The following is a 20060-nucleotide window of genomic DNA, read 5'->3' on the forward strand; positions in this document are numbered from 1 at the left end:
CCACAGCCTGGCGTTGCCTGCCGGCGGCCTCGAACACCGGTCCGACGCTACGACAAGGCGCGCGGTGGGCCCCGATGCCAGTCGCTGGCCTGCTGGAAGGCGATTCCGGCGCCGAGCAGCAAGGCTTCGTCCGCCGGCCGCCCGACGAGCTGGAAGCCCAGCGGCAGGCCCTCCGCGTCGAAGCCGCCGGGCAGCGCGAGCGCGGGATGGCCGGTCACGTTGAACGGCTTGGTGAAGCGCGCGCCCAGCGGGTCGGCATGCCGCATCGCCCCGTCCCATTCGTCCAGCGTCGGCGTGTCGATCGTCAGCACCGGCAGGATGATCAGGTCGGCAACGCCGAACAGCGCGTCGAGCTGCCGGCGATAGGTGGCCCGAACCTCCTCGAAACCGTCGACGTCGCCGGCCGGCATCGCCCGGCCCCGCTCGATCGTCGCGGCGAGACCCGGCCCGTAATCCTCGCGATGCGCCGGATACCAGGGGGCATGGACCTTCGCCGTCTCCCACGCCTGCAATCGGCCGGTCGCGGCGAGCAGCTCCGCAACCAGTGGCAGCGTCACCTCTACCGTTGTCAGGCCGAGCTCGCCGAACAGCCCGACCGCCCGCTCGATCGCGCCCCGGTTCTTCGATCCGGTCTGCTCCAGGGCATGACGATCGACGCCGATCCGCACCCCTGCGAGGTCGACGACGGGGTGCCGGCTCTCGCCCTGCCCGATGGCCGTCATCGCCGCCGCCAGATCGGCGACGCTGCGGGCGATCGGCCCGACATGATCGAGCGACGGCGCGGACTCGAACACGCCTTCGGCATCGACCCGCCCATAGGTCGGCTTGAACCCGCTCACCCCGCAGCATAGCGACGGCAGCCGGATCGACCCGCCGGTATCGGTCCCGATCGCCACAGAGCATAGGCCCGCCGCCACCGCCACGCCGGCGCCGGTCGACGACATTCCGGGAAAGAGGTCGGCCCGCCACGGATGGCGCGGAAACGGCCGGTCGGCTGCCGGATCGACGAAGGCGCCTGCCGTCGTGTAGGTCTTGCCGACCAGCACCGCCCCCGCTTCGCGCAGCCTCGCCACCACGCCGGCGTCGCGCCTGGGCAGGCGATCGGCGAAGCCGCGTAACCCCGCCGTGGTCGGCATGTCACGGGTCAGGCAGAGGTCCTTGACCGTCACCGGAACGCCGTGCAGCGGGCCGCGGTCGATCCCGGCCGCCAGCTCGGCCTCCGCCTGCCGCGCCGCGGCGCGCGCCGTCTCTCCCGCCAGCGCGGTGAAGGCGCCGAGCTCCGGATCGAGCCGGGCGATCCGCGCCGAAAGGCCGCGTTCGACTTCAGCGGGCGACAGCGTCCGGTCGCGATAGCGCCTGCCGAGTTCGGCGACATCGAGATTGAACGCTTCGTCGATCGGCGTTCCCTCCGCGCCAGAGAAGAAACCCTCGGTCGCCGCGCCGAGGCGGGCATCGTCCAACTGGACGATGTCGCCCCGATCGGCCCGTCAGGCCAGCAGCGCCTTGGTCCGCGCCTCGACCAGCCGCTCCATCACGGTCAGCGGCATCGCCCCGCTCTTGAGCACGTCGTGGAACCGACGGATGTCGAAGCGGTCGCCGAGCGCCTTCTCCGCATTGGCGCGGGCGCGCACCCAGGCCATGTGCCCGACCTTGTACGAACAGGCCTGCCCCGGCTGGGTGCAATAGCGCTCCACCTCGCGCTGCGATCGCGGCTGCGCGAAGCCGGTGGTGTCGACCATATAGGCGGTCGCCTTGTCGCGCTCCCAGCGTTGGGTGTGGATGCCGGTGTCGACCACCAGCCGCGCCGCGCGGAACAGGAAGGACTGGAGATAACCGGCGCGTTCGAGCGGATCGGCATAGCTTTTGAGCTCGTCGGCAAGCTGCTCGGCATAGAGCGCCCAGCCCTCGCTATAGGCGCCGAAGAAGCCGATCTTGCGCAGCGTCGGGATGTCCTTCGATTCCTGCGCGAGGCTGATCTGGAGGTGGTGGCCCGGCACGCCCTCGTGGAAGGTCAGCGCCGGCAGCGTATATTTCGGCCAGTCGCCGACGTCCTTGAGGTTGATGAAGTAGATGGCCGGGCGCGACCCGTCGAGCGTGGCGCGCTTGTAATAGCCGTTCGACGCCCCGTCCTGGATCTCGACCGGCACCGCCCGGATCTCCAGCGGCGCGGCGGGCACATGCGAGAAATAGCGCGGCAGCTTCGCATACATCGCCTTCACTCCCTCGTTGAGCGAGGCAATCAGCGCGGCGCGCCCTTCGGTGCTGTCGGGATAGAGCTGCCTGGGGTCCTTGTTGAGCGCCGTCAGCCGCTCGCCGATTCCGCCCTTGGTCAGCCCCTGCCCCTTCAGGATCGTATCGAGTTCGGCGCTGATCTCGGCGACCTGCTCCAGGCCCATCTTATGGACCTCCTCGGGCGAGAAGCTGGTGGTGGTCGCCTGGGCCAGCGCCGCTGCATAGATCGCCTCGCCGTCGCGCAGCCGCCAGACGCCCGAGCCCGGCGCGGTGGTCGCGCGGAGCTGCTTCATCAGCGCGATCTGGCGGTCGAGTGCGGGATAGACCTTGTCGCTGACGATCTTTTCGGCCGGGCCCGCGAAATCACCCGCAATGCCCTTTTCCTTGGCGCGCCGCACCAGCGATCGCACCAGCGTGCTCTCCGCGGCAGGCGCCCCGCGCAGCTTCTCGAGCTGGCCGATCGTCAGGTCGATCGCGAAGTCCGGCGCGGTGATGCCGCGCGCCGACCGCTCCTTCTGCACGGTGCTGTCGGTGTCGAGCACCCCGCCCAGCGCGTCGAGCCGCGCCAGATAGGCGTCGCAATCCGCCTTGTTCGCGATCACATGCGCATCATTCAGGAAATCGGGGAGCTGGAAATAGGCGCCGCCCTGCTGGAAGATGCGATAGGGCCGGATCACGCTGTCGATCGCGAACCGTTCCGGCGCGACGGTCTGGTTGCGCAGCGAATAGCCGACGATCTCGCGGTTGAGCGCCGCTGCTTCGGACAGGCCGGCGGTCGGAAAAGCCTCCACCTCGGCCAGCCATTTCTTCGCGCGGGCGAGATCGTCGCGCATGCCCGCGTCGCTATTGTCGTCGAGCTTGCTCTTGGCGGCCGCCCGCTCGCCCTTGTCGTAACCGAGCGCGGTGCAGAACTGGGGCGAGTTGTCGAGCGTGTCGTTGAAGATCCGGTCGAACAAGGCATTGAGCTTCGCATCGGCCCCGCCGGTCTGGGCGGCGGCAACGGTCGGTCGCAATCCGGCGATCAGGGCGGCGGTGCCGGCCGAGGCGATGAAGGTACGGCGATCCATGGCGATCCCTCTTCGGTCAAGTTTTTGATATGGATCGACAATAGGCGCAATATCCGTCCGCGCGCCAGAGCCTCTCGCCGCCGCTCGATCGCCGCTCCGAACCGTCAGGCCAGCGCGGCCAGCCCCAGCACCGCCGCCTCGATCCGCCGCCGATCCTCCTCGCCGGCCGGCCGGCCATCCCGCCGCGCGGCGATCAGCCGGTCGAGCCAGGCAGGGCCGAACTCGAAATGATGGTCGACGCACAGGCTTTCGACCGCCCGGCGCACGTCGCGCCCGCAATCGTCGAGGATCGCCAGCCGGCGATTGAGCGCTGCCTCGAGCTGCGCGGCGCGTTCGATATCGCCGGTGGCGCCAGCCGCGCCCGACCGCACCACGCCGCGCCCGGCCAGTTCGCGATAGAGGCCGCCGCTCGGCGCGAGCTCGGCATAATGCGCCCAGTAGAGCTTGAAGAGCACCCGTCCTGCATCGCGCATCGCCGCGCCGTCGCGGGCCGGGTGGTCGAGCAACCCCGCCAGCCAGGCGCGGCCGACGGCATCGACCGCCTGGCCATGATCGCCCATTCCGATCGCGGCGGCGGCCTCCTCCGCCTTGCCGCGTTGCCACAGCCGTTGCGTGGCCGGGTCGAGCGGTCCGGCGCGCAGCGCGCGGTGCAGCCGCAGCTCCGCCGTCCCGCGATCGAGGCGCGGCCCGCCGATGGCGATCAGCCGCCCCGCCTTGTTCCGTGCCCCCGCCTTGCGCTTACGCCCCGCTCTGGCCATGGCCGATCTCGCTCCTCGTCGCTGGTCGCCGGTCGTCCCGCCGACAAATTGGTTGAACAATCTTGCACAAGATTTACGGATATCCTCGACCGGTGACCGAGGAGTGAGTCGATGTCCCTGCCTTTCGAACGCATGCGCCTGCTGCGCGCCCGTTCCGGGCTCTCGATGCGGGCCTTCGCGGCGCTGCTCGGCAGCCCGCTCGACACCCGCTATGCCTATTATGAGGAACGCCGTTTCACCGGCCTCCTCCCGATCGACGCCGCCCGCCGGATTGCCGCCGCGCTCCATCCTTATGGCGTGGAAGCGCGGGAGGTGCTGGCGCTCGCCGGTCTGTCCGACGATGAAGCCGCGGCCGACATCGCCGTACAGGCGCCCACCGTCCAATATCTCCGCCTCGACGTCGCCTTTCCTAGTGAAGAAGCCCTGACCCGCATGTTCGAGACCATGCTGGAGGACGAGGTTCCCGCCGAGCATCGCGACGCGCTCGCGCGAACGCTTGCGCGGCGTCTGCCATCCGCGCTTCAGCGCGCGACAACATCGCCGCCCGTGCCGGTTCGGGCGCATTGGCCTGCTCCCGGCGAAGACGCTGCATCGCCTGCCAGGCGTCGTGGGCCTCGCCGGCCAGGATCGCACATCTGATGTCGCAGGCCGGGCAGTTGAGATGGCAGCCCGGCGACGCCCGATAGACCGGCTCGCCCATGAATCGACTCACATTTGTTCTTGTTATGTTCTATCCTATCCGTCCGATCCTACATGTCTAGGATTTTTCCTATCGGCTGTGTAAAAAAATGCCCGCGGCGGGGAAACCGCGGGCAGGCCGCCTATCGGACCTGACGGGGAACGTCGCGGATCGAACGATAGGGTTGCATGGCAGCCGAGGGGGAGCCCGCCGGGGGATTGGCGCCGGACATGATGGCGGCTGGTTCCGCCCGGAAGGACGGGGCGATCATCCAGGCCGGCGGTCGGGGCCGCTGCCGTTCGATGGGGGGAAACCCCATTCCGGCGAGAGCGTCGGCGGTGAGGTCCTCCGCCTGCTCCATCCAGTCGGTCGTCATCATGTTCATCGCGACTCACCTTTGCCCATAGCGTCCGCCTCACCGCTGTGCGCCTTGGCAATGAACAAGAAAATAGGACCTCCTCCGAAGTTACAATTGTTCACACGGCCGTAGCCGAATCCCTGATTTTCCTACTTAACAAGGTTTAACATATCCATATGTCCGCAGGCAGGCGGTCCCGGAATTTCGATTGACTTTGTACAAGAATATTGTATATCGATACAACTCTTTCCGGAGCCGTGATGACCTTCCTACCAACCATCGACGCCGGTTGCCGCGAGGTGATCGAGATCGACGCGCTTCAACGCGCGCTGCGCAATCTCCGCCACTGGTCGGCGACGGCGGCGGCCCGTCGAGGCTATGTCGATGATCGCGACCGGCGCCTGTTCGCCACTGCCGCCGGGCTGCGCGATGCGGCGTGGGCCGACTGCCTCCACGCCGCCTATGATCTGTTCGAAATCGACGCGATCCACGGTGCCTGGATCGAGGCGGGCGGGCACGAGGCATGAGCGAGGTCCCGGCACATCGCGGGCTCCGGCTCGCCTCGGTGCTGTCCGTCATCGCGCAAGCGGAGGAGGATGCCCGCCATTACGACCTGTTGCCAGGCAATCGCGACCGGCATGCGGAGGCCGCGCAGCAGGCGGACCGATGCGCGGAGACGAGCCGTTCGCTCGCCCGCCGGCTGATTGAGGATGCTTTTCCGGGGGTGAGCTGGGCGATGATCGAACGCGCCGCCCTTTAGAAGCCAGGACGCTAAACGGTCACCAGCTTGATGCCGGTGATGAACAGCACCACGGCCAGGCAGCGCTGGATGATCCGCTCGTCCAGCCACAGCGTCAGCCGCGACCCGATGACGATGCCGGGGATCGATCCGATCAGCAGCATGCCAAGCAGCCGCAGGTCGACGCTTCCGGCGATCAGATAGCCGATCCCGCCGACCAGGGTGAGCGGCACCGCATGCATGATGTCGGTGCCGACCAGTTTCCGCGCGGTCAGCCGCAGCGGATAGAGCATCAGCAGCAGAGTCGCCCCCAGCGCCCCCGCGCCGACCGACGTCAGGGTGACGAGCGTTCCCAGCACCGCCCCCGCCGCTACGGTCAGGATCGGTTGGAACCGGATGAAGCGGCGCGCCTTCGCCTCGTCATCGGTGTCGATCATCGCGTGGACGAGTTGGCGGCGGAACAGCGTCGCGAACGAGGTGATGATCAGCATGCCGCCGAGCAGGGTGACGATGAGCCCGCTCTTCTCCTGATGACCGCCGAATTCGAAGAGCAGCAGCAGGGTCAGGATCGCCGCGGGGATGCTGCCCAGGCACAGCCATCCGACGATGCGATGGTCGGCGCTGTTCTGCCGGTGGTGGACGATCGAGCCGACCGTCTTGGTCGCCGCCGCGAACCACAGGTCGGTGCCGACCGCCGTCGCCGGCGCGACCCCGAACAACAGGATCAGGATAGGAGACATCAGCGATCCGCCGCCGACGCCGGTCATGCCGACGATCGTCCCGACCAGGAGGCCGGCAAGTGTGTTGAGCCAATCCACGGGAATCATCGACCCGGCGATCTCCGGCGAGAGGCCGCACCTCCGGAACGAGGTCGACGGGGCGGATCAGCAAATCGCTCAGCCATGGCCCACATCGTTGTAAGCTGGGAGGCGATCCGTCAATCCGTGAACTATAGCGGCCCGCGGCGCGCGCGACTGCCGGCGGACGACGATCGCGATCGGGCCTGTGCCGGCCAGCCGCCCGAATTGGTCCATGTGCCCCTTCACGGACCCGCCTCTACCCACAGCGTCACCGCCGCGCGCCAAAGGAAAATTTGCCTCGCGCCTAGGAAATGTGCGGCTTGCGCCCCCCAACGGCAAAGGCCGCCAGGGAAGGCTGGAGGACCTTCGTCTGGCGGCCTTGCCGGAGGCCATCGATGGCGCCCGGATCAGCGGGCGGCGAGCTTCAGTTCCGAAACCTGGCCGGTCATGGCCAGCTTGGCCTTGGCGGCGCCGATCGCATCCTGGCGGCAGTTGGCGACCTTGATGCTGGTGGCGACGTCGGCCTGGCCGCAGACCTCGTACGCCGCGCGGCGGATGCGGGCGTCGAGGCGGGCTGCGCCGGTCTCGCTCTGGATGTCCAGATCGCCATAGGCGACGGAAACGCTCACCGGCTCGGCCCGCAGCGGGGTCGCCGCGGCGACGGTGACGAAGGTGGCGACCAGCGCGAAGGTGCCGGCGACGGTGTTCTTGAAGGTCTGCATTGTAACGTCCCTTTCGATGTGCGTTGTGGATGCGCATCTCTCAGCAGGAACCGTGCCAAATGCATTTCCCTTGAAAAAACTGTGATTTTATAAACAGCGCGTCAAGAATCTTTGCCAAATATTGCCATTATTATCCAATTTTTGGCAAATTGCGCCCCGCTCAGCGGGACCGGATCGACTGACGATCGAACATCCAGCCGGGATATTCCGCGGGCATCGCGCTCGCCGCGTCGAGTGCCGCCAGCTCCTCCGCGTTCAGCACCACCTCGGTCGATGCGATATTGTCGGCAAGCTGGTCGGCGCGCCTGGCGCCCACGATCACGCTGGTGACCGCGGGTTGGTGCAGCAGCCAGGCGAGCGCGATCTGCGCCACCGAGACGCCCTTCGCGGCAGCGATCGGACGCATCGCATCGATCACGCCACGCGCGCGTCCGCGATCGACCGGCGGGAAATCGAAGGCGGCGCGACGCCCTTCGCCGCTCGTCTCGTTGCCGATGTCGAACTTGCCCGACAGTAGCCCGCCCGCCAGCGGGCTCCACACCATCAGGCCCAGCCCTTCCGATCGCATCATCGGCACCAGTTCGCGTTCGAGGTCGCGGCCTGCGATCGAATAATAGGCCTGGAGCGAGGCGAAGCCGGCAAGCCCGCGCCGCTCGCTGATGCCCAGCGCCTTGACGATCTGCCACGCCGCCCAGTTGGACACGCCGACATAACGCACATGTCCGTGACGTACGAGCGTATCGAGGGCCTCGATCGTCTCCTCTATCGGCGTCGTCGCGTCGAAGCCGTGGACCTGGTAGAGGTCGATATGGTCGAGGCCGAGCCGGGTCAGGCTGGCCTTGACCGCCTCCATGATGTGGTAGCGCGACAGGCCGACCTGATTGGGCCCCTTGCCCATCCGTCCCATTACCTTCGTCGCGACGACGATCTCGTCGCGCGCGATGCCGAGATTGCGGATCGCCCGCCCGGTGATCTGCTCCGACCGTCCTTCGCCATAGACATTGGCGGTATCGACGAAGTTGATCCCGGCATCGAGCGACTGGCGCAGCAGCTGATCCACGTCGCCCTGCTGAAGATTGCCGATCGGCGCCCACATCCCTTCGGAACCGCCGCCGAAGGTCATCGTGCCGAGGCACAGCTCGGAGACGTGGAGGCCGGTCCGGCCCAGGGGTTTGTAGCGCATCGCGTCGTCTCCTCAGCTTGGCGGCCGGGGAGAGCCCGCGCCGCGTTTCAGCGGCGCCGCAGCGCCGTCACCTCGATCTCCACCTTCATCTCGGGCCTGATCAGCCCGACGATGAGGGCGGTCGCCGCCGGACGGATCTCGCCGAAGACCTCGCCCAGCACCGGCCCGACCTCGTCCCAATATTCGGCCCGTGTGAAATAATAGGTAGCGCGGACCACGTCGGCCATCGCGAAACCGGCACCGTCCAGCGTCCGGGCGATCAGCGCCAGCGCATTGCGCGCCTGGTCGGCGGCGCTGTCGGGCATGACCCGTGTCTCGGGATCATAGCCGGTCGTTCCCGCCACGAACGCCCATTCGCCGTCGACCAGCGCGCGGCTATAGCCGACTTGCTTCTCGAACGGCGATCCCGAGGAGATCAGCTGACGCGTCACTGGACTTCTCCCGCATAGACAATGCTCAGCTTCGCCACGGCGGCGCGGGCCGCCGCACGGGCGTCGTCGGCCGTTCCCTCGCGCGCCAACGCCAGCGCCACGCCCATGCGACGATTCGGCCGGGTGACGGGCTTGCTGAACAGTCGCACGTCGGTCTCGACGCCCGGCGCCGGCGCCAGGGCTTCAGCCAGCCCCTCGATACGAAAGTCCTCGGCATGGCGATCGGCCAGCAGCACCGCCGAGGCCGACGCGCCGTTGAGGTGGATGTGCGGGATCGGGAGGCCGAGGATCGCGCGGGCGTGCAGGTCGAACTCGGTCAGGTTCTGCGAGATCAGCGTCACCATGCCGGTGTCGTGCGGCCGCGGCGACAACTCGGAGAAGATCACCTGCTCGCCTGCGACGAAGAACTCGACCCCGAACAAACCATAACCGCCGAGATCGTCGACCACCTTGCGCGCCATGTCCTGCGCGGCGGCGAGCGCGGTCTTCGACATCGGCGTGGGCTGCCAGCTCTCGCGATAGTCGCCCAGTTCCTGGCGATGCCCGATCGGTTCGCAGAACAGCACGCCCTGGCGCGTCCGGATCGTCAGCAGCGTGATCTCATAATCGAAGGCGATGAACGCCTCGACGATCACCCGCTGCCGGTCGCCACGCATCCCTTCGACCGCATAGTCCCACGCGGCATCGACGGCCTCCTCGGCAGTGACGATGCTCTGTCCCTTGCCCGACGAGGACATCACCGGCTTCACCACGCAGGGGATGCCCACCGTCTTCACCGCCGCGCGCATCTCCTCGAGCGTCTCGGCATAGAGGAAACGCGAGGTGACGAGACCCAGTTCGTTCGCGGCGACGTCGCGGATGCGATCGCGGTTCATCGTCAGCATCGTCGCGCGTGCGGACGGCACCACCGAATAGCCCTTGTCTTCGAAATCGAGGAGCACCTCGGTCCGGATCGCCTCGACCTCGGGGACGATATGGTCGGGCCGGTGCTTCTCGATCACCGCCGCGAGCGCCTCGTCGTCCAGCATCGAGAGGACCTCATAGTCGTCGGCGACCTGCATCGCCGGCGCCTTCTCGTAGGAATCGCAGGCGATGACATAGGCGCCGAGCCGCTTGGCGGCGATGGTGAACTCGCGGCCGAGCTCACCCGAACCGAGCAACAATATCCTGGCGACAGGCCTCATAAGGGGAATCTCCTCGCCAAGGGCGCATAGACAGGAAAAGGCCGCAGGTGAAGCGGCCGCCGCTTCGACCAAAGACCTATCGTCACAGCCCAACTTCATTTTACGCCACATTCCGGAAGGGCTATGAAGGCCTGGGGTTTTCGGGGGGAGTTTCCGGCCCGGTGTCGGTGGATTTCTTCATCTTCGCGGTGCTGCTGCTCGTCAACGGCCTGCTCGCGGTGGCGATGCTGTTGGCGGCGCGGACCTTGGGCCAGCCGAAGATGGCGATGCTGCTCGCCGCCGCCTTCGGCGGCAACGTGCTGCTCTATGCGAGCGACGCCACCTATTTCTTCCTCTTCAAGGGGGACATCTGGGTCAACCTCGCGGTCAGCGCGATCGCGATGACACCGCCGATCCTCGCCGCCATGGCCTATCGGATGCGGTCCGGCCTGCCCTCGCGCACGCTTCCCCTCGTCGCGACCCATGCCGCCGGGCTGCTGCTGATCCTGTGGTACAGCATCGTCGATCCCGACCGGGGGATGCGGAGCGCTATCGTTCCGCTCTACGCCGCGGCGGTGCTGCTGTTCGGCGTGACGACCGCGCTCGCGCATCCCGGCCGCAAGCTGCGGCTGGGGGAACGGCCGATCATCTTTACCTGCTTCGGCCTCGCCGCGGTCGAGCTGGCCGGCGGCATCGTGCTCGCGGCGATGGGCAACGGCGAATCGGCCGCCCTCGACCGCGCCTATACCTACATCGTCTTCCTCGGCTTGCCGGCGATGACGGTCGGAGCCGGCATCTTCTCGCTCTACCTGATGGGCGGCGACCTTGCCGAAAAGCTGCGCCTGACCGCCGAGACCGACTCGCTGACCGGAGCGCCGAACAGGCGGGCGGTCGAGGCCGTCGGCGTCCGCCTGATGGAGGAGGCACGCGCCACCGGCCGGCCGCTGTCGATCGCAATCTGCGACGTCGACCATTTCAAGGAGATCAACGATCTCCACGGCCATGGCCATGGCGACGAGGTACTGTGCCGCCTCACCGACCTGTTCCGCGAACAGCTCGGCGGCGCCGGCCATTATGGCCGCTTCGGTGGCGAGGAGTTCGTCCTGCTCTTCCCCGGCAGCGACGCCGAGACGGCCCGCGTCCTGGTCGAGGCGTTGCGCACGCGGATCATGGCGGTGCAGATCGGCGACCTCCCGCTGCGGCTGACCGCCAGCTTCGGCGTCGCGGCGATGAGCGCCGACGACCATATCCTCGCCGACATCCTCAAGCGTGCCGACCGGGCGCTCTACGCTTCCAAAGAGAACGGGCGGAACCGGACGACCGTGGATCGCCAGGCCCAACCCGCTTTCTGATCAGCCGAGCTTGGCCTCGTAGAGGTCGGGCTTGAAGCCGACGAGCAGCTCGCCGCCGGCGTCGAGCACCGGCCGTTTGATCATCGAGGGCTGCGCCTCCATCAGCGCGATCGCCTTGGCTTCGTCGATGTCGGCGCGGTCGGCGTCGGGCAGCTTGCGGAAGGTGGTGCCCGCGCGGTTGAGCAGTACCTCCCACCCCACCACGCCGGCCCATTTCTTCAGCGTCGCACGATCGATCCCGGACGCCTTGTAGTCGTGGAAATCATAGCCGATGCCGCGCCCTTCCAGCCAGGTTCGCGCCTTCTTGATCGTGTCGCAATTCTTGATGCCGTACATGGTGATGGTCATCGGTCAGCATTCCCCTTTCGATCAGGCCCGCAGGCCGTCAGAGCACGTATTTCGAGAGGTCGGTGTTCCGCGCCACCTCGCGAAGCTGCGCGTCGACATAGGCGGCATCGATCGTCAGCGCCGTGCCCTTGCGGTCCTCGGCGTCGAAGCTCACCTCCTCGAGCAGCTTCTCCATCACCGTCGACAGACGGCGCGCGCCGATATTCTCGATCTGGCCGTTCACCTCGGCGGCGATCTTCGCGATCGCGGCGATGCCGTCGTCGGTGAAGCCGATCTCGACGCCCTCGGTGCCGATCAGCGCGCGATACTGCTCGGTCAGGCTCGCCCGCGTATCGGACAGGATGCGGACGAAATCCGCCTCGGTTAGCGCCTTGAGCTCGACCCGGATCGGCAGGCGCCCCTGCAATTCGGGCAACAGGTCCGACGGCTTGGCGACGTGGAAGGCGCCCGACGCGATGAACAGGATATGGTCGGTCTTGAGCGGCCCATATTTGGTCGCCACCGTCGTCCCCTCGATCAGCGGCAGCAGGTCGCGCTGCACGCCCTCGCGGCTCACCGATCCGCCGCGCACGTCGCTGACCGCGATCTTGTCGATCTCGTCGAGGAAGACGATGCCGTTCTGCTCGGCGTCCTGCAGCGCGACCCGGCTCACCTCGTCCTGGTCGAGCCGCTTGTCGGCCTCCTCGTCGACCAGCTTGGACCAGGCGGCGCGGACCGTCATCTTGCGGCGCTTGGTTCGCCCCTGGCCGAACGCCTTGCCCATCATGTCGCTCAGGTTGATCATGCCGACCTGGCCGCCCATGCCGGGGATCTCCAGCGGCATGCCGCCGCTGTCCTCGACCTCGATCTCGATCTCCTTGTCGTCGAGCTGATGGTCCTCGAAGCGCTGGCGGAAGGCCAGCCGGGTCGCCTCGCTGGCGTCCTTGCCGACCAATGCATCGAGCAGGCGGGCCATCGCCGCCTCCTCGGCCTTGTCCTTCACCGCCGCGCGGCGGCGCTCCTTCTCCAGCCGCACCGCCTCCTCGACCAGGTCGCGGGCGATCTGCTCGACATCGCGGCCGACATAGCCGACCTCGGTGAACTTGGTCGCCTCGACCTTGACGAAGGGCGCATCGGCCAGCTTGGCGAGGCGGCGGCTGATCTCGGTCTTGCCGCAGCCGGTCGGCCCGATCATTAGTATGTTCTTCGGCGTCACCTCGTCGCGGAGGGTCTCGGGCAGCCGCTGCCGGCGCCAGCGGTTGCGCAGTGCGACCGCGACGGCCTTCTTGGCGTCGGCCTGGCCGACGATGTGCGCGTCGAGCGCGGCGACGATCGCCTTGGGGGTGAGATTGTCGTTCATATTTTCATCCAGAGTCCGTTCGACACGAACGGAGGGGGTTAGTTGGCGCTGTCGAGCGTCTCGATCGTCAGGCTGTCGTTGGTGAAGACGCAGAGATCGGCGGCGATCGCCATCGCCTTGCGGCAGATCGTCTCGGCATCGGCCTCATAATCGACCAGCGCGCGCGCCGCCGACAGGGCGAAATTGCCGCCCGACCCGATCGCCGCGACCCCGCCGATCGGTTCCAGCACGTCGCCATTGCCGGTCAGGATCAGGGTCACCTCCTTGTCGGCGACGATCATCATCGCCTCCAGGTTGCGGAGATATTTGTCGGTCCGCCAGTCCTTGGCCAGCTCGACCGCGGCGCGCAGCAGCTGCCCGCCATGCTGCTCCAGCTTGCGTTCGAGCCGGTCGAACAGCGTGAAGGCGTCGGCCGTCGCGCCTGCGAAGCCGCCGATCACCGACCCGTCGCCCAGCGTACGCACCTTGCGGGCGTTGGGCTTCATCACCGTATTGCCCATCGAGACCTGGCCGTCGCCGATGACGACCACCTTGCCGCCCTTGCGCACCGACAGGATCGTGGTGCCGTGCCATTTGGGGAGTTCGCTCATATCCGTCCTATTAGCGATTTCGAGGCTGAAGGAACCAGCCGGCGTGGAAATCGCGCCCATCTATGCTTTGCAGGGGCGGATATGGGGTGGCTTTTCCGCGAGTGCAATCGCGATCAGTTCCGGCCCAGGAACATGAAGCAGGCGGCGCCGATCATGCAGGCGAAGGCGCCCAGATGGCGCCAGCCGAGCTGCTCTCCGAGTACGACCACGGCGAACAGCGCGAACACCAGCAGGGTCACGATCTCCTGCGTGATCTTGAGCTGGCCCGCGGTCCAGCCATGCAGATAGCCGATCCGATTGGCCGGCACCGCGAAGCAATATTCGACCAGCGCGATGCCCCAGGAGGCGAGGATCACGATCCACAGCCGCGCATCGGTGAACTTCAGATGGCCGTACCAGGCGACCGTCATGAAGATGTTGGAACAGATCAGGAGCAGCAGCGGCGTCAGCGTCATGACAGCTGCCATGACGCCGAACGCGGCCGTTGGGAAGGGGTCAGGCGGCCTGCGGCAGCGCGATCGGCCGGCGCTGCTGCTGGCGCAGCATATGGCCGACCAGCCCGAAACCGACCAGCAGCATCAGCCAGGTGCCGGGTTCCGGCGCGGTGATCGGGTTGCCCCCCCCGCCGCCGGCCAGTGATCCCAGGCCGACGCCCGAGCTTGATCCGTTGACCGTCGGATTGATCGACTGGAAGCGAACCGCGAAATTGTCGAAGGTCACCGATTCCATGACGTTGGCGAAGGTAACGGCGAAGGTGCCGACGCCCGACTCGTCGGGGTTGGAGCTCAGGCCGCCGGGACCACCGGTGCAGCTTCCGTTGCCCGTCGCAATGAAGCACAGGTCGAGACGCCCCACGCCGACCGGGAACTGACCGTCCAGGTCGGTGTACTGGTAGGCACCGGTCGCCGACAGGCTGGTCACGGTGCCGCTGGTGTCGACGCCGAACGAGCGGATGCGCGAATCGACGATCGAGTTGTTCGTCATCGTGTAGCTGAAATTATAGGTCAGCCCGTTATTGCTCACGCCATCGAAGGTGAAGTCGGCGAACGCGCTCACCTGGTCGGTCCACGCCTCGTTGACGAAACCCGCGTAATCTATGGAGAAATTATAACCGCTATTGGCGGAATTGATGACCACGGCGGCCGACAGCGGCATCGCCGAAGACAGGACCGCGACGGCCGCCACAGCCGCCTTTCGAATCATACGCAGCATATACACACCCCCGATACCGTCCGGCCCTACCCGTGCGGCAATGGCGTATTCATAGCACAGTCGCGAAACGATCACCAACGCTTTACGCCGGATCGGCCTTTGCCTCGGGGCGTTGTTTACATTCGGACTAGTGTCCGGCTGGCTTCGAACTGGCCGGCTGCGGCTCGGACCAGCATTTCTCGCAGCGACGCCAGCAGGTCGTGTTCGGCATCAGGTCGCGCGCGCGCGGCCCTCCGGGATGTAAGGCGAGCCCGGCGACGATCTCGGGCGCGATCCCGTCCGGCGGAACCTTGTGGCAAAGCAGGCAGCGCTGGCGATAGGTCTCGCGGGTCAGCACCGGTTGCTTCGGCTTGTGCGCCGACGCGCCATGCAGCGCGCCCAGCGACAGCCCCGCCGCGATCGCCAGCAGCGCCAACGGTCGCACCGGCCGTTCAGGCTGGCGCATCGGCATCGACCGACAGTTCGGCCACCATGATCTCGCGCATCGCGAATTTCTGCACCTTGCCGGTAACGGTCAGCGGGAACTGCTCGACCAGCCGGACGTGGCGCGGCACCTTGTAATGCGCGATATGGTTGCGGCAGTGCGCGATCACCGCCTCCACCGACAGCGTGCCGCTGCGCGAGATCACCCAGGCGCAGACCTCCTCGCCGAACTTCGCGTCAGGCACGCCGAAGATCTGCGCGTCGACGATGTCGGGATGGGTGAGCAGATGCTCCTCGATCTCGCGCGGGTAGATGTTCTCGCCGCCGCGGATGATCATGTCCTTGATGCGGCCGACGATCCGGCCATAGCCCTGCTCGTCCAGCGTCGCCAGGTCCCCGGTATGCATCCAGCCGTCGGCGTCGATCACCTCGACAGTCTTTTCCGGATCGCCCCAATAGCCGAGCATCACCGAATAGCCGCGCGTGCACAGCTCCCCCGGTTCTCCCAGCGGCACGGTCTTCCCATCGGCATCGATCACCTTCGCCTCCAGGTGCGGCTGCACCTGCCCGACGGTCGAGACGCGCAGCTCGATGGCATCGTCCCTCCCCGACTGGAAGCTGACCGGGCTCGTCTCGGTCATGCCATAGGCGATCGTCACCTCGCGCATGTTCATCCGGTCGAGCACCGCGCGCATCACCGAGATCGGGCAGAGCGATCCCGCCATGATGCCGGTGCGCAGCGTGCCGAGATCGTAGCGTTCGAAATCGGGATGCTCGAGCATCGCGACGAACATCGTCGGCACGCCGTAGAGCGCGGTGCAGCCCTCCGCCGCCACCGTCTCCAGGGTGCTGCCCGGATCGAAACCCTCGCCGGGGAAGCACATGGTCGCGCCATGGGCGACGCAGGCAAGATTGCCCATCACCATGCCGAAGCAATGGTAGAGCGGCACCGGGATGCAGAGCGTGTCGGCCGGCGACAGGGCGATGCGGTGCCCCACCATATAGCCGTTGTTGACGATGTTGCGGTGGGAGAGCGTGGCCCCCTTGGGCAGGCCGGTGGTGCCGCTGGTGAATTGGATGTTGGTCGGGTCGTCCGGCCGGACGTCGTTGGGCAGCGGCGCATCGCCGCCGGTCATGACCGATGAGAGTGGCCGGCATCCCGGATGCTCGCCCTCGCCGATCGAGAAGGCCAGCCGCAGCTCCGGCAGCGCCTCACGAACCTCGGCGAGCATGGCGACATAATCGCTCGACTTGAACGACCGGGCGAGCACCAGCGCCGCGCAGCCGACCATTTGCAGAGCGCGCGCCATCTCGCCGGCGCGATAGGCCGGGTTGATGTTGACCAGCACCAGCCCGGCGCGCGCCGCCGCGAACTGGACGAGCACCCATTCGATGCAATTGGGTGCCCAGATACCGATCCGATCGCCAGGATTCAGCCCCGCGCCGAGGAACCCGCGCGCGAGATCATCGACCCGCGCGAGCAGTTCGGCATAGCTCCATCTGATGCCCTGGTGGCGGACGATCAGCGCCGTCGCCTCGGGTAACCTTGTCGCTGTGGCTTCGAGCAGTTCGCCGATGGTCATGTCCAGCAGGGGCGGGAAATCGGCGCCCCTGACATGCGAATCGGTCATGCAGCGCCCCTCTCCCACTCGCGATCGCGCAGCTCCTTGCGGCGGATCTTGCCGCTCACCGTTTTCGGCAAGCTTGTGACGAATTCGATCTTACGGGGATATTTATAGGGAGCGGTAGTGGATTTCACATGGTCCTGGAGCATTCCGACCAGCGCTTCGGACGGCTCGAACCCGGCGGCGAGGACGACGAACGCCTTCACCACCTCGCCGCGGGTCGGATCGGGGCTCGACACGACCGCGCTTTCGGCGACCGCCGGATGTTCGAACAGCGCACTCTCCACCTCGAACGGGCCGATGCGATAGCCGGAGGACAGGATCACGTCGTCCGACCGGCCGACGAACCAGAAATAGCCGTCGGCATCGACGATCGCCCGGTCCCCGGTCAGGTACCAGCCGTCGCGCTTCGTATCGGCGGTCCGTTGCGGATCGTCGCGATAGCGGGCGAACAGGCCGGGCGGATGCCCCTCCGCGATGCGGAGCGCGACGTCCCCCTCGACATCGGCGGGAAGCCGGTTCCCTTCCCCGTCGATCACCGCCAGGTCGAAATCGGGCGCGGGCCGCCCCATCGATCCCTGGCGCGCGGCGCCCACCCGATTGGCGCAGAGCAGCACCGTCTCGGTCTGGCCATAGCCGTCATGGATGTCGCGGCCGGTCGCCGCCTTCCACAGGTCGATCACCTCGGGGTTGAGCGGCTCGCCCGCGCTCACGCAATGGCGCAGCGTGTCGAAGCGCCGGCCGGTCAGGTCGCTGCGGACGAACATGCGATAGGCGGTCGGCGGCGCGCACAGCGTCGTCACCGGCATGCGTTCGAGCAGGTCGAGCGTCGCGACGGGATCGAAACCGGGCGAATGATGGACGAAGATCGTCGCCCCCATCAGCCAGGGCGCGAACAGGCTGCTCCACGCCGCCTTGGCCCAGCCGGTGTCGGACAGGTTCCAGTGCAGGTCGCCGGGCTTGAGGTCGAGCCAGTAGGAGCCGGTTATGCGATGCGCAAGCATGTAGCCATGCGTGTGGATCGTCATCTTCGGCTGGCCGGTGGTGCCGCTGGTGAAATAGCACAGCGCATCCTCGTCGAAGCCGGTGTCGGCCGCCGTCGCGATCGGCGTCGCCGCTGCCCGCCGCTCGCCATAGTCGATCCAGCCGGAGCGCGGCCCGCCGACATGCAGGCGGGCAATGTCCTCGCCGGCCAGCGCCGTATCGACCCGCTCCGCCATCTCGCCGCTCGCCACCACGCAGCGCGCCGCGGCGGCCCGGTGGCGATAGGCGATGTCCTTGGCCATGAGCTGGGTCGTACCCGGCGAGGCGATCGCGCCGATCGCGATGCAGCCGAGCATCAGCTCCCACCATTCGATCTCGCGGTTGAGCAGGATCAGCACGGTATCGCCGCGCCCGACCCCGGCCTCGGCCAGCACCGCCGCCGCGCGGGACGCGGCGATCGCCATCTCGGCGAAGCTGCGCTCGATCACCGTCCCGGAGGGCTCGGTCCAGACCATGGCGGGATCGTCGGGCCGCAGCTCGGCCCAGCGCCCCATGACGTCGCGGGTGAAGTTGAACGCAGCGGGGCGATCCCCCAGATCCAGCATCGTCACTTCGCCTCGTTGATCACATGGATCTGGGTGAACTCGTGCAGCCCTTCCTCGGCGAACTCGACGCCCAGGCCCGATTGCTTGGCGCCGCCGAACGGCATGTTCGGCCCGAAGTCGAGATGCTTGTTGATCCAGACGGTGCCGCTCTCCATCCGCCCGGCCAGGTCACGCGCGGTCTCGCGGTCGGTCGACCAGACCGATCCGCCCAGCCCCATGTCGGACGCATTGGCGCGTGCCAGCGCGTCCTCGGCATCCTCATAGCGGATCACCGGCAGGATCGGGCCGAACTGCTCCTCGTCGACCAGCTTCGCGCCGTCGCTGATATCGCGGACGATGGTCGGCCGGATGAAATAGCCGGGGCGGTCCTCGACCACGCCGCCCGCGACGATCGTGCCGTTGGCGCGCGCGTCGGCGAGGAAGCCCTTCACCTTCTCATATTGAGCGGCGTTCTGCAGCGGGCCGATCTGGACGCCCTGCTTCAACCCGTCGTCGACGATCGCCTCCTCGGCGAGGCGGCCGAGCTCCGCACACAGCGCATCGTAGATGTCGGCATGGGCATAGACCCGCTTGATCGCGAGGCACACCTGCCCCGCGTTCAGGAAAGCGCCGCCGAAGATGCCCGGCGCGACCTTGGCGGGGTCGACGTCGCCCAGCACGATCGCCGCGTCGTTGCCGCCCAGCTCCAGGGTCAGCCGCTTGATCGAGGAGGCGGCGCTCGCCATCACCTTGCGGCCGGTCTCGGTCGATCCGGTGAAGCTGATCTTCGCCACGTCGGGATGGGTCGACAGCCGGCCGCCCAGGTCGTTCTGGTCGGTGACCACATTGACGACGCCGGCCGGGAATATCTCGGCCATCAATTCGCCCAGCTTGAGCGTGGTCAGCGGCGTGGTCGGCGCGGGCTTCACCACCATCGTGTTGCCCGCCAGCAGCGCCAGCGGCAGCTTGAACGCGACGATCAGCACCGGGAAGTTCCACGGGATGATCGCCCCGACGACGCCGAGCGGACGGCGGCGCTGCTCGACCCGGCGCCGGTCATTGTCCTCCAGCACCTTGACCGGCAGGTCGTGGGTCGCGAGCTGGCGGATGAAGGCCTGGGTATAGGCGATCTCGGCGGTCGCCTCGGCCAGCGGCTTGCCCTGTTCCTGAGTCAGCAGCCGGGCGAAATCCTCGGCCTGGGCCTCGATCGCGTCGGCCAGCTTCAGGATCAGCGCGCGGCGCTCCTCGATCGGCTTGGCGGCCCAGGCCGGGAAGGCCTTCTTCGCCGCGGCCACCGCCTCGTCGAGCTGCGCCTCGGATGCGCGCGGGCAGGTCGCCAGCACCTCCTCGGTCGCGGGGTTGATCACCTCCATCGTCTTCGCGCCGTCGACCAGACGGCCGCCGATCAGAAGCTTGTAGTCCGACATCATGCTCTCCTCGGCCGGGCCGCCCGGATGCCGGACGGCCCGGT

Annotated in this window: 21 protein-coding genes; 4 read left to right on the forward strand and 17 right to left on the reverse strand. The window is 67.4% G+C overall.

What is annotated here, in order from left to right:
• Nucleotides 1-47 precede the first annotated feature (47 nt).
• From B5X82_RS10935 to B5X82_RS10945, 3 genes are all read right to left on the reverse strand, one after another.
• The gene (locus B5X82_RS10935; RefSeq protein ID WP_079648187.1) at nt 48-1460 is read right to left on the reverse strand and encodes an amidase; all 1413 of its coding nucleotides are present in this window, start codon (nt 1458-1460) and stop codon (nt 48-50) included.
• Nucleotides 1461-1487: 27 nt separating this feature from the next.
• A complete protein-coding gene (locus B5X82_RS10940) occupies nt 1488-3299 on the reverse strand; it encodes a DUF885 domain-containing protein (RefSeq protein ID WP_079648188.1) in 1812 nt (603 codons plus the stop codon).
• 104 nt (nt 3300-3403) lie between these two features.
• The gene (locus B5X82_RS10945) at nt 3404-4057 is read right to left on the reverse strand and encodes a hypothetical protein (protein WP_079648189.1); all 654 of its coding nucleotides are present in this window, start codon (nt 4055-4057) and stop codon (nt 3404-3406) included.
• Between the two features lie 111 nt (nt 4058-4168).
• Between B5X82_RS10945 and B5X82_RS10950 the strand changes: the two genes are divergently transcribed.
• The 3 genes from B5X82_RS10950 to B5X82_RS10965 all read left to right on the forward strand — a co-directional run bounded on the left by B5X82_RS10950 (nt 4169) and on the right by B5X82_RS10965 (nt 5854).
• Nucleotides 4169-4696, forward strand: coding sequence for a hypothetical protein (locus tag B5X82_RS10950; RefSeq protein WP_079648190.1), 528 nt, complete (start codon nt 4169-4171; stop codon nt 4694-4696).
• A gap of 658 nt (nt 4697-5354) precedes the next feature.
• Nucleotides 5355-5621 (forward strand): hypothetical protein, encoded by a 267-nt coding sequence (locus tag B5X82_RS10960; protein ID WP_079648192.1) that lies wholly within the window; start codon nt 5355-5357, stop codon nt 5619-5621.
• Nucleotides 5618-5854, forward strand: coding sequence for a hypothetical protein (locus tag B5X82_RS10965; protein WP_079648193.1), 237 nt, complete (start codon nt 5618-5620; stop codon nt 5852-5854). The genes B5X82_RS10960 and B5X82_RS10965 overlap by 4 nt, the downstream gene beginning before the upstream one ends.
• An 11-nt stretch (nt 5855-5865) precedes the next feature.
• Here the strand turns inward: B5X82_RS10965 and B5X82_RS10970 are convergent, their stop codons facing one another.
• The 5 genes from B5X82_RS10970 to purT all read right to left on the reverse strand — a co-directional run bounded on the left by B5X82_RS10970 (nt 5866) and on the right by purT (nt 10153).
• Nucleotides 5866-6660, reverse strand: a complete 795-nt coding sequence (locus B5X82_RS10970; RefSeq protein ID WP_079648194.1) for a sulfite exporter TauE/SafE family protein — start codon at nt 6658-6660, stop codon at nt 5866-5868.
• A gap of 380 nt (nt 6661-7040) precedes the next feature.
• Nucleotides 7041-7355, reverse strand: coding sequence for a UrcA family protein (locus B5X82_RS10975; protein WP_079648195.1), 315 nt, complete (start codon nt 7353-7355; stop codon nt 7041-7043).
• Between the two features lie 160 nt (nt 7356-7515).
• Nucleotides 7516-8538, reverse strand: a complete 1023-nt coding sequence (locus B5X82_RS10980; protein ID WP_079648196.1) for an aldo/keto reductase — start codon at nt 8536-8538, stop codon at nt 7516-7518.
• A 47-nt stretch (nt 8539-8585) separates the two neighbouring features.
• Nucleotides 8586-8969, reverse strand: a complete 384-nt coding sequence (locus B5X82_RS10985; protein WP_079648197.1) for a RidA family protein — start codon at nt 8967-8969, stop codon at nt 8586-8588.
• Nucleotides 8966-10153: a formate-dependent phosphoribosylglycinamide formyltransferase gene (gene purT, locus B5X82_RS10990; RefSeq protein ID WP_079648198.1), complete on the reverse strand. Its 1188-nt coding sequence runs from the start codon at nt 10151-10153 to the stop codon at nt 8966-8968. The genes B5X82_RS10985 and purT overlap by 4 nt, the downstream gene beginning before the upstream one ends.
• Before the next feature lie 161 nt (nt 10154-10314).
• Between purT and B5X82_RS10995 the strand changes: the two genes are divergently transcribed.
• Nucleotides 10315-11484: a GGDEF domain-containing protein gene (locus B5X82_RS10995; RefSeq protein WP_079648199.1), complete on the forward strand. Its 1170-nt coding sequence runs from the start codon at nt 10315-10317 to the stop codon at nt 11482-11484.
• On the opposite strand, the gene B5X82_RS11000 is transcribed toward B5X82_RS10995, so the two are convergent.
• The 9 genes from B5X82_RS11000 to B5X82_RS11040 form a co-directional block, all read right to left on the reverse strand.
• The gene (locus B5X82_RS11000; protein WP_079648200.1) at nt 11485-11832 is read right to left on the reverse strand and encodes an ArsC family reductase; all 348 of its coding nucleotides are present in this window, start codon (nt 11830-11832) and stop codon (nt 11485-11487) included.
• A gap of 37 nt (nt 11833-11869) precedes the next feature.
• Nucleotides 11870-13171, reverse strand: coding sequence for an ATP-dependent protease ATPase subunit HslU (hslU, locus tag B5X82_RS11005; RefSeq protein WP_079648201.1), 1302 nt, complete (start codon nt 13169-13171; stop codon nt 11870-11872).
• A 38-nt stretch (nt 13172-13209) separates the two neighbouring features.
• The gene (gene hslV / locus B5X82_RS11010; protein ID WP_079648202.1) at nt 13210-13761 is read right to left on the reverse strand and encodes an ATP-dependent protease subunit HslV; all 552 of its coding nucleotides are present in this window, start codon (nt 13759-13761) and stop codon (nt 13210-13212) included.
• A 113-nt stretch (nt 13762-13874) separates the two neighbouring features.
• Nucleotides 13875-14210: a DMT family protein gene (locus B5X82_RS11015; protein WP_176152542.1), complete on the reverse strand. Its 336-nt coding sequence runs from the start codon at nt 14208-14210 to the stop codon at nt 13875-13877.
• Between the two features lie 46 nt (nt 14211-14256).
• A complete protein-coding gene (locus B5X82_RS11020; protein WP_079648204.1) occupies nt 14257-14973 on the reverse strand; it encodes a cistern family PEP-CTERM protein in 717 nt (238 codons plus the stop codon).
• A gap of 127 nt (nt 14974-15100) precedes the next feature.
• On the reverse strand, nt 15101-15418 hold the full coding sequence (locus B5X82_RS11025; RefSeq protein WP_235862658.1) for a hypothetical protein: 318 nt from the start codon (nt 15416-15418) through the stop codon (nt 15101-15103).
• Nucleotides 15405-17027 (reverse strand): AMP-binding protein, encoded by a 1623-nt coding sequence (locus tag B5X82_RS11030; RefSeq protein WP_079648206.1) that lies wholly within the window; start codon nt 17025-17027, stop codon nt 15405-15407. Before B5X82_RS11030 ends, B5X82_RS11025 begins: the two co-directional genes overlap by 14 nt.
• Nucleotides 17024-18610 (reverse strand): AMP-binding protein, encoded by a 1587-nt coding sequence (locus B5X82_RS11035; RefSeq protein ID WP_079648207.1) that lies wholly within the window; start codon nt 18608-18610, stop codon nt 17024-17026. The genes B5X82_RS11030 and B5X82_RS11035 overlap by 4 nt, the downstream gene beginning before the upstream one ends.
• Before the next feature lie 2 nt (nt 18611-18612).
• Complete coding sequence (locus tag B5X82_RS11040; RefSeq protein WP_079648392.1) at nt 18613-20016, reverse strand: aldehyde dehydrogenase family protein; 1404 nt, start codon at nt 20014-20016, stop codon at nt 18613-18615.
• Between the last annotated feature and the right edge of the window lie 44 nt (nt 20017-20060).

This window comes from Rhizorhabdus histidinilytica (assembly GCF_900167915.1).
Taxonomy (GTDB): Bacteria; Pseudomonadota; Alphaproteobacteria; order Sphingomonadales; family Sphingomonadaceae; genus Rhizorhabdus; species Rhizorhabdus histidinilytica.

Bases quoted from the DNA above. Each gene is read 5' to 3' on its own strand.
- B5X82_RS10950 (WP_079648190.1), top strand. From the start codon at position 4,169: ATGTCCCTGCCTTTCGAACGCATGCGCCTGCTGCGCGCCCGTTCCGGG.
- B5X82_RS11025 (WP_235862658.1), bottom strand. From the start codon at position 15,418: ATGCGCCAGCCTGAACGGCCGGTGCGACCGTTGGCGCTGCTGGCGATC.
- B5X82_RS10965 (WP_079648193.1), top strand. From the start codon at position 5,618: ATGAGCGAGGTCCCGGCACATCGCGGGCTCCGGCTCGCCTCGGTGCTG.
- B5X82_RS10980 (WP_079648196.1), bottom strand. From the start codon at position 8,538: ATGCGCTACAAACCCCTGGGCCGGACCGGCCTCCACGTCTCCGAGCTG.
- B5X82_RS11000 (WP_079648200.1), bottom strand. From the start codon at position 11,832: ATGACCATCACCATGTACGGCATCAAGAATTGCGACACGATCAAGAAG.
- B5X82_RS10970 (WP_079648194.1), bottom strand. From the start codon at position 6,660: ATGATTCCCGTGGATTGGCTCAACACACTTGCCGGCCTCCTGGTCGGG.
- hslV (WP_079648202.1), bottom strand. From the start codon at position 13,761: ATGAGCGAACTCCCCAAATGGCACGGCACCACGATCCTGTCGGTGCGC.
- B5X82_RS11020 (WP_079648204.1), bottom strand. From the start codon at position 14,973: ATGCTGCGTATGATTCGAAAGGCGGCTGTGGCGGCCGTCGCGGTCCTG.
- purT (WP_079648198.1), bottom strand. From the start codon at position 10,153: ATGAGGCCTGTCGCCAGGATATTGTTGCTCGGTTCGGGTGAGCTCGGC.
- B5X82_RS11030 (WP_079648206.1), bottom strand. From the start codon at position 17,027: ATGACCGATTCGCATGTCAGGGGCGCCGATTTCCCGCCCCTGCTGGAC.
- B5X82_RS10960 (WP_079648192.1), top strand. From the start codon at position 5,355: ATGACCTTCCTACCAACCATCGACGCCGGTTGCCGCGAGGTGATCGAG.
- B5X82_RS11040 (WP_079648392.1), bottom strand. From the start codon at position 20,016: ATGTCGGACTACAAGCTTCTGATCGGCGGCCGTCTGGTCGACGGCGCG.
- B5X82_RS10945 (WP_079648189.1), bottom strand. From the start codon at position 4,057: ATGGCCAGAGCGGGGCGTAAGCGCAAGGCGGGGGCACGGAACAAGGCG.
- B5X82_RS10940 (WP_079648188.1), bottom strand. From the start codon at position 3,299: ATGGATCGCCGTACCTTCATCGCCTCGGCCGGCACCGCCGCCCTGATC.
- B5X82_RS11035 (WP_079648207.1), bottom strand. From the start codon at position 18,610: ATGCTGGATCTGGGGGATCGCCCCGCTGCGTTCAACTTCACCCGCGAC.
- B5X82_RS10975 (WP_079648195.1), bottom strand. From the start codon at position 7,355: ATGCAGACCTTCAAGAACACCGTCGCCGGCACCTTCGCGCTGGTCGCC.
- hslU (WP_079648201.1), bottom strand. From the start codon at position 13,171: ATGAACGACAATCTCACCCCCAAGGCGATCGTCGCCGCGCTCGACGCG.